The following is a 16,548-nucleotide window of genomic DNA, read 5'->3' on the forward strand; positions in this document are numbered from 1 at the left end:
TAAATTGTTTACTTTTAGTGCATGAATGATACAAAGCTAACAGATATAGCGGCGGCAGTTGGTGTTTCCGTAACAACCGTCTCAAAAGCACTTAAAGGTTATCCCGATATTAATAAAGATACACGCGCTCGAATCATTGAAATGGCGGAGAAAATGAATTATCTTCCCAATGAAAATGCTGTAAATTTACGTACCAATCAGACCAAAACAATTGGTGTTATCATTCCCACCACGGTACATCACTTTTTTTCAAGTGTATTAAACGGTATTTTAGATGAAGCAGAAAAAAGAGGTTACCTCGTAATTATTTTGCAATCCAACGAAAAGTACGAATTGGAAAAAAAGCAAATTTCTTTACTAATGCAAAAAAGAGTGGATGGAATTCTCATCTCATTATCGAATGAAACAGATGATTTTTCGCACATTAATGCAGTATTAAACAAAGAAACGCCAGTGGTGTTATTTGATAAAATTGCCAAGATGGTACACTGTTCAAAAGTGGTAATTGACGACCGGAAAGCAGCTTACGATGCTGTATCCTATTTAATTGGAAAAGGTTACAAGCGAATTGCTCATTTCCGCGGTTCTCTGGTTCCTCAAAATTCTATAGATCGTTTTTTAGGTTATAAAAAAGCACTGGAAGACCACGGAATTATTTTTGATCCCAATTTAGTATTTATGTGCGACCACAATACAGATTTTGAAGACGGATATGCAAATGCAAAAAAAATGGTTGAAAGTCAGCAAGAAATTGATGCAGTTTTTGCCATTACAGATTTAGTAGCCATTGGAATTATAAAATATTTAAACGAGGTGGAGATTAAAATTCCTGAACAGATTGCTGTAATTGGTTTTAGTAATTGGTTCATGTCCACCGTAATTTCACCAAAACTATCTACTGTCAATCAACCTGGTTATGATATTGGATTTAAGGCTGTTTCTATATTAATAGATGAAATCATTCAAGCAAAAAATCACGTCCCAATTAAGCACCAAACTATTACGCTTCCCACAGAAATTATTGAAAGAGAATCTACGGTTAGAATATAAATTTAAATTAGTTTGCCGTAACCAAAAAACACTTTATCGCATGAAATTCATTGCACCTCAATCCGCTGATCTACTACTTTCTGAAGCCGAAAAAGAAAACTTGTACCAAAAATTAATAGCACAATTGAACAAGGATTTTAGTTTGGCAAATGAGTCTATTGATATTCCACTACTTAGTTCGGCGGAAGATTTGAAAACGATTTTACACGAAAAAATCTATCGATTGATTCAATATAAATTTGCCGAATATCTGAATCTACTTTATATCGTTGATGTTTCTGAAACTGAAATTAAAAAGTTAGACGGTTCTGATATTTCAGAATTATCGGGTCAAGTTGCTTTTTTGATTTTGAAAAGAGAATGGCAGAAAGTTTGGTTTAGGAATAAATTGTAACTTTATTTTTCACTCAATTTTTTTTGTCTTATTGAAAATTTCAACTTAGTTAAGAGTTATTGTGAGATGTTAAAAAGAAACTTACAATTAGTTAGGGATTATTCATTTTAAAAAATTCTCTAATCAAAAATAAACTCTAATAAACGGCATAAAAGCCTCATTATATACATTGTTTCTTTCTTTAAACAAAACATTATAACGCACTCCAATAGTTACATTATTGGTCCGGTAACCTGCACCAACAAATAGTGCGGTATTCCAAAAGTTATCCTTAAAATTATCTTCGTAAGTAGTATTGACACGAAGTTGTTCCAATTCTGCTGATAATTGTACTTGTTCTATAGGGTTCACTAAAGCAATTAAACTGGCTCCGTAAATATAGGATTCAAAGTTGTTTTTCCAACTCACATAACTTCCTTGCACTCCAGCTCCTGCAGAAAAATATTGATTGACGTCATAGATCGCACTTGGTGCCACCACAATGTTTGTAAAACCAGATCCAAAGCTCAAACCTAAAGTTCCACCATAATGGATGCGCTCGGAAAAAGGAGTAGAATTTTGTGCTGAAGCAATTGGTACGCAAAAAATTGCAACAATAAGACCTAAAAATGTTGATTTCATATATTTCGTTGATTTCATATTCTCTTTAAGATAAGTTTAAGTCATAAAAGTATAAAATATTTATTAGAGTGTGGTAATTGTTGTACTTTTGCCTAATCATTTTTATTAAAATTAGGACATTCAATATATATTATGGATAGGTTTTCATTTTTAAATGCAGCTCACACAGAATTCTTTGGCGAATTATACGACCAATATTTAGCAAATCCTGACAGCGTTGAGCCAAGCTGGAGAAGTTTCTTTCAAGGATTTGATTTTGGCTCTACAACCTATAACGACGAAAGTCCCGCGGTGCAAATGGCGGCTGTTGCCGCAAATACTCAAGGTCAAGGACAAGATTGTTCGATCGTTTCCAATCAACTTCAAAAGGAATTTAATGTTTTAAATTTAATTGAAGCCTACAGAACGCGTGGCCACTTGTTTACTAAAACAAACCCAGTTCGCGATAGAAGAACATATCAACCGACATTGGATTTATCAAATTTTGATTTATCTGACAAGGATTTGAGTACTGTTTTTGATGCTGCAAAAGCACTTAAAATTGCACCTTGTACTTTAAAAGAAATTTTAGGACATCTAGATAACATTTATTGCCAGCATATTGGTGTGGAATACATGTACATTAGAGATCCTGAAATTCGCAATTGGATTCAAGCAAAAATTGGCTACAATGATAATCTCCCTAAATTTTCTGCAGAGCAGAAGAAAAATATTTTAGGAAAATTGAACGAAGCCGTTTCTTTTGAAAACTTTTTGCATACCAAATATGTGGGTCAAAAGCGTTTTTCACTTGAAGGTGGAGAATCTTTAATTCCTGGATTGGATGCTTTAATTGAAGCTGCAGCGGATAAAGGAGTAGAACAATTTGTAATGGGAATGGCACACCGTGGTCGTTTGAGCGTTTTGGCAAATATTTTTGGCAAAAACACACAAGACATTTTCTCTGAATTTGACGGAAAAGACTACGACGACGACGCTCTTTTTGACGGTGACGTAAAATACCATTTGGGACTTACAGCTGACAGAAAAACAAAATCAGGCAAAAGCATCAATATCAATTTAGCACCAAACCCTTCGCATTTAGAAACGGTTGGAGCTGTAATTGAAGGAATTACGCGTGCTAAACAGGATCATTACTTTCCTAATGACAATTCTAAAGTTTTACCAATCGCACTTCACGGAGATGCAGCAGTTGCAGGACAAGGAATTGTGTATGAAATTGTGCAAATGGCACAGTTGGAAGGTTATAAAACAGGCGGAACAATTCATATCGTGGTAAATAATCAAGTTGGATTTACAACAAATTATTTAGACGCAAGATCATCGACATATTGTACTGATATTGCAAAAGTAACTTTGTCTCCGGTATTGCATGTTAATGCAGATGACGCGGAAGCAGTAGTTCACGCGATGTTATTTGCGCTAGATTTCCGTATGGAATTTGGCCGTGATGTATTTATTGACCTTCTGGGTTATAGAAAATACGGACATAATGAAGGTGACGAACCTCGTTTTACACAACCAAAATTATATAAACTAATTGCAAAACATCAAAACCCAAGAGACATTTATGCAGCTCAATTGCTCGCTGAAGGTGTAATTCAAGGCGATTATGTAAAAGAATTAGAAGCAAAATATAAAGCAGATTTAGAAGAAAACCTTGAAGCTTCTCGTAAAAAAGAGCTGACAATCATTACGCCTTTTATGCAAAATGAATGGCAAGGATTCGCGCAAGCAGAATTAGCTGAAATGATTCAGAAAGTAGACACTACTTTTTCTAAAGAAACTTTGACAGACATTGCAAAGGTGATTACCACTTTGCCAGAAGATAAAAAGTTTTTCAACAAAATTCAGAAGTTGATTAACGACCGAAAATCGATGTTCTTCGAAAGCGATAAGTTGGATTGGGCTATGGCCGAATTATTGGCTTATGGCTCATTACTAACTGAAGGATACGACGTTAGAATGTCCGGTCAAGACGTGGAAAGAGGTACATTCTCGCACCGTCATGCCGTTATAAAATCAGAAGATTCAGAAGAACGCATCATTTTATTGAATCAATTGAATGCAAATTCAGACAATTCAAATGGTAAATTTAGAATCTACAATTCATTACTTTCAGAATACGGAGTAGTTGGATTTGATTACGGTTATGCTTTGGCAAGTCCGAAAACATTGACCATTTGGGAAGCACAATTTGGAGATTTCAGCAATGGAGCTCAAATTATGTTGGATCAATATATTTCTGCTGCAGAAGATAAATGGAACAATCAAAACGGTTTGGTAATGTTATTGCCACACGGTTATGAAGGTCAAGGAGCGGAACATTCGTCTGCAAGAATGGAGCGTTATTTACAAATGGGTGCAACAGACAACATGTTTATTGCCGATTGTACAACTCCAGCCAACTTTTTTCACTTGTTAAGAAGACAAATGAAAACGACGTTTAGAAAACCATTAATTGTCTTTACTCCAAAAAGTTTATTGCGTCATCCATCCGTAGTTTCTACAGTGGACGAATTTGCAAACGGAAGTTTCCAAGAAGTATTGGACGATCCAATTGCAGACAAAAAATTAGTGAAATCATTAGTTTTCTGTACCGGTAAATTCTATTATGATTTAGTTGCAGAAAGAGAAGCAAACGGCAGAACGGATGTAGCTTTTATTAGAATCGAGCAATTATTTCCATTACCAGTGGAGCAATTAAAAGCCGTTATTGCAAGTTATCCAAATGCGGACGATTACGTTTGGGCTCAAGAAGAACCAAAAAACATGGGAGCTTATAGCTTTATGTTGATGAACTTCGACTTGGTAAAATTGCGTTTGGCATCTTTAAAAGCATACAGTGCTCCAGCGGCAGGAAGTTACGCACGTTCTAAAAAACGTCACGCTTCAGCAATAGCCATGGTTTTTGACAAAAATTTATTTAATTAAAATATTAGTTTCAGGTTTAAAGTTTAGAATTCCACTTGGCAATTTTAAACTTTAAATCTATAACCTTTTAACCTAAAAGAACATGATTTTAGAAATGAAAGTCCCTTCACCAGGGGAATCAATCACAGAAGTTGAAATTGCAACTTGGTTGGTAAAAGATGGTGACTATGTAGAAAAAGACCAAGCAATTGCTGAAGTGGATTCTGATAAAGCAACTTTAGAATTACCTGCTGAAGAAAGCGGAATCATTACGCTAAAAGCAGAAGAAGGTGATGCAGTAGCAGTTGGCGCTGTAGTATGTTTGATTGATACTTCAGCAGCAAAGCCTGGTGCTTCAGACGCGGCTCCAGTAGCAGAGACTAAAAAAGAAGAGGCTAAAGTGGAAGCTCCAAAAGCAGAAGTAAAGAAAGAAGCGCCACAAGCAGCTGCTGCAACTTACGCTTCTGGAACACCATCTCCGGCAGCTCGTAAAATTTTAGATGAAAAAAATATTCCTACTTCTGATATAAAAGGAACAGGAAAAGACGGAAGAATTACTAAAGATGATGCTGTAAATGCAGTACCTTCAATGGGAACTCCAACAGGCGGAAGCCGTGGTTCAGAGCGTTCTAAACTTTCTATGTTGCGTAGAAAAGTGGCAGAACGTTTAGTAGCCGCAAAAAATGAAACAGCAATGTTGACTACATTTAATGAAGTAAACATGACGCCTATCAACAAAATCCGTAACGAATACAAAGATGCCTTTAAAGCAAAACACGCTGGTGTTGGTTTAGGATATATGTCTTTCTTTACAAAAGCAGTTACGAGAGCATTGCAAATGTATCCTGATGTAAACTCAATGATGGACGGCGATTATAAAGTAGCGTACGATTTCTGCGATATTTCAATTGCAGTATCAGGACCTAAAGGTTTGATGGTTCCTGTAGTTCGTAATGCTGAAAACTTGACGTTCCGCGGTGTTGAAGCGGAAATCAAAAGATTAGCAATCAGAGCGCGTGACGGACAAATTACTGTTGACGATATGACTGGTGGAACATTTACCATTACAAATGGTGGTGTCTTTGGAAGTATGTTATCTACGCCAATTATCAATCCTCCTCAATCTGGGATTTTAGGAATGCACAACATTATTGAGCGTCCAATTGCCGTAAACGGTAAAGTGGAAATTCACCCAATGATGTACGTGGCACTTTCTTATGACCATAGAATTATCGACGGTCGTGAGTCTGTTGGTTTCCTAGTTGCGATTAAAGAAGCGTTAGAAAATCCGTTAGAATTGTTGTTGAATGGAGATGCTAAAAAAGCATTTGAGTTGTAAAATTCCAATATTGTCAATTTGAATTCATTTCAAATTCTAAATACAAATCCCGTTTCAATTGAAACGGGATTTTTTTTGTTTACAAACCCCGCATTAAGCAATAAAAAAAAACACAAATATTACCGAAAAATCAAATAAACACAAAATAAATTTTGTATAAACAAATAATAAATATTATATTTAACATAATTTAATACTTAACATAAAATGTTATGAAGAAAGAAAGAAAGAAAGAAAGAAAGAAAGTGGCTGTTTTACTTGCTGATTCCACTTTTATTTTTTGGTTGTCAAATTGATGAAGTTGAATTACCGTCAAGCAAAAAAAGTGAGTATCAATTTAAGAAAATTTCTTTAGAAGAAGTAAAAAGCACAGCTCCCGAAATTATTGACCGATTAAACAAGTTAAAAAGTCAGGATACCCAAAAGGACTCCAACCCGTTAAGTCGAATTGTTAAAATTCATGATTTTGAAGTAGATACTGAAAATGTTTATTTCTTGCAGAACAATAATTATCGTTCCTACACTTTTTTGATAACACGAGAGGGCGAGAAAAGTTTGACTGAAAATTTAGTTTTAAGTAGCGAAAGCGACGGAACTTTTAATGAAGTTATTTTCGGTTACGAATTAACGAAAGAAGAACAACAAAAATTTCAAATGGGTCTATATGTTGATTTTGCAGGGAAAATATTTGTTGAAAACCTAGTTAAAGGTACATCTGCTACTACTATATTAAGCAGAGGACGTAATATGGCACTGGACTGCTTAACGGAGCAGATTGTTTTAATTCCCTCTACTCCTTGTGATAGTAGTGATAATCACGAATTTGGTACTGGATGCACGTGGGAAGGTCTTCCGGAGGGCCCTCAACCAGCTGTTATCGTGATGACTTATAATTTAGATTGTATCAATTCAGGAAGCGGTGGAGCTACTCCTGGTAATGGTGGAAGTCCTGGAGGCGGAGGACTAACTCCGGTGGTTACAGTTCCTGTTTTTCCGTCTACCAAACCCGTTCAACCTTGTATTGCTTTAAACAAAAAAAGTCAAAACCCCATTTTCAAAAATAAAGTGGATGCTTTAAACACTCCTACTGTATTATCCCAACCCAATGAAAATGGATTTGCGGAAAGTAGGAATGCTATTTCGGGTGAAATTGTATATAGCGATTGCACGGCTGAACCACGAACCCATAAACTTATATTTCCAACAACACATAAAATGATTGGCTATGTACATACTCATCAAAATGACTATATAACTGATAATGGTATTGCTCATACTGTTAAGATTTTTTCTACACAAGATTTATTTAGATTAATACGTGATTGTAAAAAAAATGCCGTCGATGCTGGATTGAGTTATGAAGATGCTTATGGTATTATGATTTCTTCTCATGATTCATTTGCTATAAAAATTTTGGATCCTGCAACTACTATATTTAATACTAATTGGACAGAATTTGGCAAAGAATATGAGAAAAAAGTTGAAGAATTGGTTGATGCTAATAAACTAAGTTCTATTAACTTACAGATAATGTTTTTAAGGCTGTTAAGTACACATGGACTTAGTGATAAAGTAGGACTATTTATAGCTGCTGCAGATAATTTGACAGAATGGAATCGAGTGCAAATACAAAACGGTGATCGTGTAGTTATCCCATGTAAATAACAATTAACAAAAATAATTATGAAATATATACTAATAATAAGCATGGTTCTATTACGAGCTTTAAATGCTCAAAGCCAAGAAAATATTGTTTTACCATTGAATCATGACCCTACTCTTAAAATTCAAAATGGAACATACATAAAAGACATTGACAATATCTATTTACCTTATTTAGGCAATTGGGAAACGCAATGGGAAGGTAAAAAAATGACTATTACTATTCAAAAAAATACTAAACAATTATTAACTTTTCCTAATGGCGATTATTACTACGAGGATTATTTGATAATTAAATTTAGAGTAATAGATCTTGCCACACAATTAGAGTTTGCAAACACGTATGCCATAAGCAATCTTAAAGATGCAAAAATAAGAAGCATAAGTACAGGCAAATATAATCAACTTTCTTTTCTTTATATGGATCCAGATTTATGTAATAATTCAGGAAAGATTAAATTGATCAGAAATCTTGGCAACCCTAATGAACTTTTTTATCAATATCGTTTTGATGAATTTTGGATGCCCGACAACTGTCCTTATCTCACACAAGCAGAAATCCCAATTTATATTCCAACTGTGAATGTAACGTTGACAAAGCAATAATTTTTTTGCAAGAATTAATCAAAGAAGTGTTAGAAAATCCAATAGATTTATTGATGAACGGTGATGCTAAAAAAGCATTGGAGTTTTAAAATAGTTTTGTCAATCTGAATTCATTTTCAGATTCTAAATACAAATCCCGTTTCAATCGAAACGGGATTTTTTTTTGCATAAATTTTGACGCATCAGTAAAACTTTAAAGGAAAGCAAAAAACTAATTAATCCTAAATAATAAAATGTATCTTTAAGAAATGGTTTCATTTTTTCAAACTTGATGAGATATGATAAATAATATAGTTTGCATTTTACTTCTAATGAGTTTCAATGTTCAAAGTCAGCAAGGCAACATTTTACCTCTTAGTCACGACCTATTATCTACAGAAAATGGTGATTACGTAAAAGACATTGACAATGTCTATTTACCTTATTTAGGCAATTGGGAAACACAATGGGAAGGTAAAAAAATGGATGTAAGTATCCAAAAAAGCACTAAACAATTAATAACTTCCCCCAATGGTAACTATTACTATAAGGATTACTTAATAATCAAATTTAGAGTGATAGATCTTACCACACAATTAGAGTTTGCAAATACGTATGGCATTAGCAATCTTAAAGATGCAAAAATAACAAGCATAAGTACAGGCAAAGACAATCAAATTTATTTTCTCTACATGGATCCAGATTTATGTAATAATACAGGAAAAATTAAATTGATCAGAAATCTTGGCAACCCTAATGAACTTTTTTATCAATATCGTTTTGATGAATTTTGGATGCCCGACAACTGTCCTTATCTCACACAAGCAGAAATCCCAATTTATATTCCAACCGTGAATGTAACTTTGACAAAGCAATAATTTTTTTGCAAGAATTAATCAAAGAAGCGTTAGAAAATCCAATAGAATTGTTGCTGAATGGTGATGCTAAAAATCATTGGAGTTATAAAATTTGTCAATCTGAATTCATTTTAGATTCTAAATACAAAATCCCGTTTCAATTGAAACGGGATTTTTTTTGTTTTCCAAAGTTGGAATAAATTAATCTCTCTTTATTTCATGACCGACAAATTCTTCTAAAACTGCGAAGATTTCATCAATAGGAAGCGCTTCAAAATCGGGATGTGTTTTTAAGAAAGTAGCATTCAGTTCAATTAGGTTTTCTTCTAATTCAAAGAAAGCTTCGTTGTTTAAAGAATCTCTCACAGGATTTACACCGTCCAATTTTCCTTTTAGAAATTTAGTCAATTTTACGCTACTCATCAATTTGACTTTTTTGGATTGCTGTTGAAAGTATTCCAAATGTTTTTCAGCACCAATTAATGCCAAACCTTCTTCAATCAGTTCGTTCAGTTCTTTGTCCCAACCGGATTGATGCACAAACTGTGCAAAACCTCCTTGGGAATTATGAGTCCAATAATAATCCAAATAGTAGCTCATAATCGCATCTTCATGAATCAATTCATCCGAAACACCTTCTTCCCGAAGCAAATTGACAATGGAAATATTGGAGTGAATGATGTCTTGCACATTTTCACTATTCATTGCCGTTTCTGAAACTAAAATTTTACCGAATTCCATTTGATTGTTATTTAATGTGTTTTGCAAATTTCACAAAATTTGTTCAGTTTCTACGTATTTATTTGCATTACTTGACCTAAAACAAAAAAGCTGTACTTGAAATAGTACAGCTTATTAATAGAATTAAAGAAATTTTACAATTTCAAAATCTTGAAGTTTTTTTCAAAATCATTAAATTTCACTTTAAAGAAATAGGTCCCAGAGGCAAATGCAGATAAGTCCACACTTGATTCCAATGTTTCTAACTTTTGCGCAAACAGTTTTCTACCTTGAATATTAAACACTTCAATCTCTGTAATATTGGTATTGGATTTTAAAGTGACAGTGTTTTGCGTTGGATTTGGATAATACGTAAAATCTAAATAATTATTTGCAGTACTACCTAAACTTTGTTGACAACTAATTACTGCCTTCCATCCTGAAGCGGTAACACCTTGATCCGAAAAGAATCTAAATGTCAACGAGCCATCAATAGCCGTAGACGTTATTGTTCCAGGCGTGTCTGTACCTGTAAATCCATCTCCGTCATTAAACTCAGGAAAAGACGCATCGCCTCCATTGTAAATATATAAGTAATCGTAGTCGTCTTCTAACGAGAATTGCGTAAAAGTAGCCACAATTTTTTGAGAAGGTACATTTGGCGTAATCGTTCTTGTAAATGATTCCATGTTGGCATAACTACCATTGGCACCACCTGTATCATAGAAATTTAAACCTCCACAATAATTTCCAGCAGTCATAAAAATAAATTCTCTAATTTTTGCCGTCGTAGCAGTACAAATGGGTCTGATTCTAACTTTGTAATACGTATTTGGAAGCAGTCCCGAAGCCTGATAAGTGGATTGCACCACCGTAGTCCAAACTGGTAAAGCGGTATAAGGTGTAACTGATATTTGCCAAGATTCGGCATCTTCAAAATCATCCCACGTTAATGTGGCTGCAGTTTCGGAAATCGCATTGGCTTCAATATCCGTAACTGTATTGTTGCAATTGGTACAATTCGTACTCAGGCATGGCTTTGAGTTTACGGTATTTGCTATTAAGGTGGCGGGTTGCGATCCAAAACCATTTGCAAAACTAATACCAACACCTTGTATCAAATGACAATAACTCATAATCGTTCCTTTAACCGCTGGAGCAGGAATGGGTCCTACAATCGTGCAACCCGTTTCTGGATAACCTGCTTGCGATCCACATCCGTCAATTGGTGTATTATTTCCGTTCCAAGAACATGCATGTGTATGTGGCGAACCCATTAAATGACCTAATTCGTGCGTCATAACTTCAGTAGTCCAAGAATATGTGGGAACCGTAACAATTGAAATTCCATCTACATCAGAATAACCGTAATTGTAATCCGTACAAAGGCCGTTTAAATAAGCAACACCACCTAATCCGCCTGGATCAATTCCAACAAGCATTCCAACATCACTATTAACAAAAGGCCTGTTATTGGCGAAAGCCTCTAGGTAGGCAATTGAAGTTGTGCCTACATTATTGTAAATATCGGGACTCGTCCAAATGTACATTGAGTTTAATGATGTTGTAATTCCATCATTAGCATACAATGTTTGCACATTATTAAAGATAGATGTAGCCCAATTTGCAGTATTGGTCGAACTACTTCCGTTACTAACAAATAAATTATAATCCACTTCAAAGTAAAATGTTACACATTTAGTGGTCGTTGCTTCTCTACTTAAAGTTGAAGTAGTTATGGGTGTAGCATCTTCCTTTACATGACATTCAAAATTATTTTGTTTTAAAAAATTAGCATCCGAATAAACGATGTAATCACTCTGGTTATTTGGTTTGTCAATTTTACCTACCACTACATTTCCCAATTCTTGCGACGAAAACATCCCATTGAACGTGCCATTAAAGAAATTAAAGGCCGAAATTGAAGTCGGATTACCTTTTATTATTCCACGGTAATGCACACCTTTTTGGTAGACGATAGCGGTGCATTTGTCGGTATCAATGGAAAAACCATCGGAAAAAGGATTTACACGGTACAATAAGATTTTATACTGCTGATTTTGATACGGAATCTCAAGTTCTATAAAATCCAGTGGATTTGAAACCAGTTGATTCAGTTGATTCAAGTTTACTTTTGCCACCGTAGCACCCGTTACTGCTTGATCAATATCTTTCTTGCTGATGGACGTATCCACAGTTAATACTGATAGTGGTGCAAATACTGTGCTTTGCAGCTGTAGTTTTTGTACTTCTTCCCCTATTTTATTTTGTGCAGTACCGCTCGCAAAAAACAATAAAGAACACGTTGTAAAAAGAATAAATTTAATGTATTTGATAGTATATTGCATCTTAATTATTAAAGTGGATCACAAATTAAGCGAAAACTTATGGAAATTAATAATTTTTTCCCTTCATCAAATCATAAATTTTTACAGAAAACGATACAAAACTTTATAAGAAGTAAATTTTACATCCAAATTGCAACTAAGTGAAAACAATATATTTAAGCGAAACCATACGCAATACCATCTCATTTTAATGCCATAAAAAAAGCTGCACCCAAAAGAATGCAGCTCATTTATAAATCTAAAGATCTCTTATTTTGTTTTCATTGGTGGCAAATCAAAAGCAGCCGCTTCATGTTCAAAACCGTTTCTATGTGCTCCATCGCAAAAAGGTTTGTTTGCAGACAATCCGCATCGGCAAAGGCCTAATGAAGTTCTACCTTGCACATTATAAACTACTCCTTCCGTATCTACGATTTCAAAATCACCTTCTACTTTGATAAATCCGTTTTTACTGATCGTCAATTTTGTCTTACTCATTTTGTGTTTTTTTTGAACTCAAAGGTTGCAAAATATATTTATAATTCAATGGTGGAAAAGTAGTTTAAAACAATTCTATTTTAATGCTTGAGCCTGCTATTTTAAAGTCTGATTTGATTTTTTGCCTTCCAGCAAAAAGTAAGCAATCGCGCCTGTAAAATACAGCACCACATCCATCCAATCTGCCGTATAGCGTGGATTTACTTTAGGCAAATAATATTCAAAATAAACCGAATAATAACTTGCCATAAAAAGCACGAATAGAAGTGAAAACCTAAAGTCTTTGTCGCCCTTAAGTCCACGAAGTAGAAAGGTCAGAGCGCCAAGCAGAAGTGGCATGCAAAGTAAATCATTGACGTAATTGTTGACCAGTTCCGGAAGTGGCAATTGCAACCGCTGTCTGACATAAATTGCACCAGCGATTACAACCATAATCCCATAAACTACTTTTTTAAACATATAACATTCCAGCAGTCCAAGCAGAAATTGCCGCTAAAAGCGCTCCTAATCCCCAAGTAGAATTAAAGATTTTAGCTGCGTATTTATTTTTAAAAACGAAACTGTTTTCTTTAATTGAATGTTGCTGTTTTTGTATAGAATTTTTCATAGTGTAATTTTTAATTAACCTGCTGCAGCTCCAATTATTGCTGCAATCATACCGCCAATTATGACGGCAAAGAAAAACCAAATCCCATATCCCACTTTGAAAAAAATGCGAATAATTAAATTCGGGTGTTCTAATCCTTTCTTCAAAAATAACTCCACCTTGCTTGGCGCTTCAGCATTTTCGGCATCTCGTCTGTCTTGATTTTTTAAATCTCTTTCTAGTTTCCGTTCGAGTACACCGTTTATAATTGCACCACAATTACTGCAATAATCGTTATTTACATTCTCTGTTCCACATTTTGGACACTTTATATATGAGGTACTCATTCCGTTCACTAATTAAAATTATTTTTCTGAAATGGACTCTGGCATAGATGGATCCAATTTATGTTGCTGATTCATTTTGGTAATCAATACTTTTAAACGAGCTGCTTTGTCCTTTTTTTCTTGTGCAATTTTAGCATTCTTCCGATTCAGTAATTTGGTATGTAATGCTTTGTTCTTCGTGTTTTTTTCTGGGCCTTTTGCCATGATAACTATTTGTGTTGCAAAGATAAGAAAAGTTGAGACAGCACACAGTCGAGAACTTTAATGGTATGCAAATCTCCGTCAGAATTATAAATGACATTAATTTTTTAAAAGCCTAAAGATAAAAAGAAGCCTAAAGATTTTATAATAGCCCCGACTGGAGGGAACATCCTCCTGATTTTTCATCAGGAGATGTGGAAGGAAAGCGGGAAAATGGCTTAAAAAACGCCAAAAGATGTGCTCCAAAACCATCACAATAAATATCTAACAATGTAGGTACTTCAACGGCAAAAGCGTATTTTTGCACCCATAAAATAATTCATTTCAATGCTACAAAATCCTAAAAGATATACCATTACGGCAGCTTTGCCTTATACAAACGGACCGATTCATATTGGTCATTTAGCCGGTGTTTACGTACCTGCTGATATTTACAGTCGTTACTTGCGTTTGCAACAAAAAGATGTTGCATTTATATGCGGAAGCGATGAACACGGTGTTGCGATTTCGATGAAAGCGAAAAAAGAAGGAATTACGCCACAAGAAGTAATTGATAAATACGATGGGATTATCCGGAAATCATTTGTAGATTTTGGAATTTCGTTTGACAATTACTCCCGTACTTCCTCGAAAATCCACCACGATACAGCTCAGGAATTTTTTAGAAAACTGTACGACAACGGCGATTTTATTGAAGAAGTTACGGAACAATTGTACGACGCAAAAGCAGACCAGTTTTTAGCCGACCGTTTTGTTACAGGAACTTGTCCGAAATGTGGCAATGAAGAAGCTTATGGCGACCAATGCGAAAAATGCGGTTCGACATTAAATGCGACGGATTTAATCAATCCAAAATCGACGATTACTGGCGAAAAACCAGTTATGAAAGAAACAAAGCACTGGTTTTTACCTTTAAATCGCTATCAAGATTTCTTGAGTAAATGGATTCTTGAAGGCCATAAAAGCGACTGGAAACCGAATGTTTACGGCCAAGTAAAATCCTGGATTGACGGCGGTTTAGAACCTCGTGCCGTAACTAGAGATTTGGATTGGGGAATTGATGTTCCCGTTGAAGGAGCCGAAGGAAAAAAATTATATGTGTGGTTTGACGCTCCAATTGGCTACATTTCTGCTACAAAAGAATGGGCATTGAGAGAAGGAATGGATTGGGAACCGTATTGGAAATCAGACGATACAAAGTTAGTTCACTTTATTGGGAAAGACAATATTGTTTTTCATTGTATTATTTTTCCTGCCATGTTGAAAGCCGAGGGAACGTACATTTTACCTGATAATGTTCCTGCAAATGAGTTTTTAAATTTGGAAGGAAATAAACTTTCAACATCTAAAAACTGGGCAGTTTGGTTGCACGAATATTTGGAAGATTTTCCAGACAAGCAAGATGTTTTGCGTTATTCCTTAACGTCAAATGCTCCGGAAACAAAAGACAACGATTTTACTTGGAAAGATTTTCAAGCAAGAAATAATAATGAATTGGTTGCGATTTTAGGAAATTTCATCAACCGCGTTACGGTTTTGACTCATAAATACTACGAAGGTTTTGTGCCAACTCCAAATGAATTTTCTGAAGTAGATCAAGCAACTTTAACAGAATTGAAAGCCTATCCAGCAGTTATAGCAAGTTCCATAGAACGTTACCGTTTTAGAGAAGCGTTGGGCGAAATGATGAATGTGGCTCGTTTAGGAAATAAATACTTGGCTGATGAAGAGCCTTGGAAAATGGTGAAAACCGATCCAGAACGTGTGAAAACTCAAATGTACGTTGCCTTGCAAATTGCAGCGGCATTAAGCGTCTTGTCAGAGCCGTTCTTACCTTTTACTTCTTTTAAGTTGAAGAAAATGTTGAACAATGCTGGAAAATTATCTTGGAATAACGTGAATGAATTGGACGAATTACTTCCATCAGGAAATCAAATCAACCAAGCGGAATTGCTTTTTGCAAAGATAGAAGACGAAGAAATTCAAAAACAAATTGACAAATTGGAAGCGACAAAAACAGCGAACATCGCCGAGAATAAAAAAGCTGAGCCACAGAAAGAATTGATTCAATTTGACGATTTCTCCAAAATGGATTTGCGAGTGGGAACAATTATTGAAGCAGAGAAAATGCCTAAAGCCAATAAACTTTTGGTTTTAAAAGTCGATACAGGAATTGACGTACGTACGATTGTTTCTGGAATTGCCGAAAGTTTCAAGCCCGAAGATATCATCGGAAAGAAAGTAACGGTTTTAGTGAATCTTGCTCCAAGAGCTTTGAGAGGCGTTGAAAGTCAAGGTATGATTTTAATGACGAACAATGCGGAAGGCAAACTGGTTTTCGTAAATCCAGACACGGAAGGTGTTGGAAATGGGGAAACTATTAATTAAAAAACAAACTATTTGCCACAGATTATCGGGATTAACAAGATTTCTTTTGGAATAAAATCT

16 protein-coding genes are annotated in these 16,548 nt (G+C 35.0%); 8 read left to right on the forward strand and 8 right to left on the reverse strand.

All coding sequences use genetic code 11. The features are described from left to right. The first annotated feature begins 21 nt into the window (after positions 1-21). Positions 22-1,050: a LacI family DNA-binding transcriptional regulator gene (locus H602_RS0114010; RefSeq protein WP_026978570.1), complete on the forward strand. Its 1,029-nt coding sequence runs from the start codon at positions 22-24 to the stop codon at positions 1,048-1,050. Between the two features lie 40 nt (positions 1,051-1,090). Continuing rightward, a complete protein-coding gene (locus H602_RS0114015) occupies positions 1,091-1,444 on the forward strand; it encodes a hypothetical protein (protein ID WP_026978571.1) in 354 nt (117 codons plus the stop codon). Between the two features lie 123 nt (positions 1,445-1,567). Here the strand turns inward: H602_RS0114015 and H602_RS0114020 are convergent, their stop codons facing one another. After that, entirely contained in the window at positions 1,568-2,065 is a 498-nt protein-coding gene (locus H602_RS0114020) for a hypothetical protein (protein WP_157505076.1), read from the reverse strand. A 132-nt stretch (positions 2,066-2,197) separates the two neighbouring features. On the opposite strand from H602_RS0114020, the gene H602_RS0114025 reads away from it, so the two are divergent. The 5 genes from H602_RS0114025 to H602_RS0114050 all read left to right on the forward strand — a co-directional run bounded on the left by H602_RS0114025 (position 2,198) and on the right by H602_RS0114050 (position 9,442). After that, the gene (locus H602_RS0114025) at positions 2,198-4,999 is read left to right on the forward strand and encodes a 2-oxoglutarate dehydrogenase E1 component (protein WP_026978573.1); all 2,802 of its coding nucleotides are present in this window, start codon (positions 2,198-2,200) and stop codon (positions 4,997-4,999) included. 82 nt (positions 5,000-5,081) lie between these two features. Then, on the forward strand, positions 5,082-6,317 hold the full coding sequence (odhB, locus tag H602_RS0114030; RefSeq protein WP_026978574.1) for a 2-oxoglutarate dehydrogenase complex dihydrolipoyllysine-residue succinyltransferase: 1,236 nt from the start codon (positions 5,082-5,084) through the stop codon (positions 6,315-6,317). 258 nt (positions 6,318-6,575) lie between these two features. Then, positions 6,576-7,982: a hypothetical protein gene (locus H602_RS0114040; RefSeq protein WP_026978575.1), complete on the forward strand. Its 1,407-nt coding sequence runs from the start codon at positions 6,576-6,578 to the stop codon at positions 7,980-7,982. Positions 7,983-8,000: 18 nt separating this feature from the next. After that, positions 8,001-8,585, forward strand: a complete 585-nt coding sequence (locus H602_RS0114045; RefSeq protein WP_157505078.1) for a DUF6705 family protein — start codon at positions 8,001-8,003, stop codon at positions 8,583-8,585. Positions 8,586-8,863: 278 nt separating this feature from the next. Continuing rightward, positions 8,864-9,442, forward strand: a complete 579-nt coding sequence (locus tag H602_RS0114050; protein WP_157505080.1) for a hypothetical protein — start codon at positions 8,864-8,866, stop codon at positions 9,440-9,442. Between the two features lie 180 nt (positions 9,443-9,622). On the opposite strand, the gene H602_RS0114060 is transcribed toward H602_RS0114050, so the two are convergent. The 7 genes from H602_RS0114060 to H602_RS0114090 all read right to left on the reverse strand — a co-directional run bounded on the left by H602_RS0114060 (position 9,623) and on the right by H602_RS0114090 (position 14,103). Then, the gene (locus H602_RS0114060; RefSeq protein WP_026978578.1) at positions 9,623-10,162 is read right to left on the reverse strand and encodes a DMP19 family protein; all 540 of its coding nucleotides are present in this window, start codon (positions 10,160-10,162) and stop codon (positions 9,623-9,625) included. A 134-nt stretch (positions 10,163-10,296) separates the two neighbouring features. Next, complete coding sequence (locus H602_RS0114065; protein WP_026978579.1) at positions 10,297-12,489, reverse strand: M12 family metallo-peptidase; 2,193 nt, start codon at positions 12,487-12,489, stop codon at positions 10,297-10,299. A 249-nt stretch (positions 12,490-12,738) separates the two neighbouring features. Beyond that, positions 12,739-12,966, reverse strand: a complete 228-nt coding sequence (locus H602_RS0114070) for a CDGSH iron-sulfur domain-containing protein (protein ID WP_026978580.1) — start codon at positions 12,964-12,966, stop codon at positions 12,739-12,741. A 96-nt stretch (positions 12,967-13,062) separates the two neighbouring features. Next, positions 13,063-13,425 carry a hypothetical protein gene (locus H602_RS0114075; RefSeq protein ID WP_035759671.1) on the reverse strand — a complete coding sequence of 121 codons (363 nt, stop codon included), beginning with the start codon at positions 13,423-13,425 and terminating at the stop codon, positions 13,063-13,065. Beyond that, on the reverse strand, positions 13,418-13,573 hold the full coding sequence (locus H602_RS19965; RefSeq protein WP_157505082.1) for a hypothetical protein: 156 nt from the start codon (positions 13,571-13,573) through the stop codon (positions 13,418-13,420). The genes H602_RS0114075 and H602_RS19965 overlap by 8 nt, the downstream gene beginning before the upstream one ends. Positions 13,574-13,587: 14 nt before the next feature. Next, positions 13,588-13,899: a zinc ribbon domain-containing protein gene (locus tag H602_RS0114085; RefSeq protein WP_026978582.1), complete on the reverse strand. Its 312-nt coding sequence runs from the start codon at positions 13,897-13,899 to the stop codon at positions 13,588-13,590. An 18-nt stretch (positions 13,900-13,917) separates the two neighbouring features. Then, a complete protein-coding gene (locus tag H602_RS0114090; protein ID WP_026978583.1) occupies positions 13,918-14,103 on the reverse strand; it encodes a hypothetical protein in 186 nt (61 codons plus the stop codon). 324 nt (positions 14,104-14,427) lie between these two features. On the opposite strand from H602_RS0114090, the gene metG reads away from it, so the two are divergent. Then, positions 14,428-16,488, forward strand: coding sequence for a methionine--tRNA ligase (metG, locus tag H602_RS0114095; protein ID WP_026978584.1), 2,061 nt, complete (start codon positions 14,428-14,430; stop codon positions 16,486-16,488). Positions 16,489-16,548 lie beyond the last annotated feature (60 nt).

Origin of the sequence: Flavobacterium tegetincola DSM 22377, assembly GCF_000425485.1 — a bacterium.
In the GTDB taxonomy this organism is placed as follows: Bacteria; Bacteroidota; Bacteroidia; order Flavobacteriales; family Flavobacteriaceae; genus Flavobacterium; species Flavobacterium tegetincola.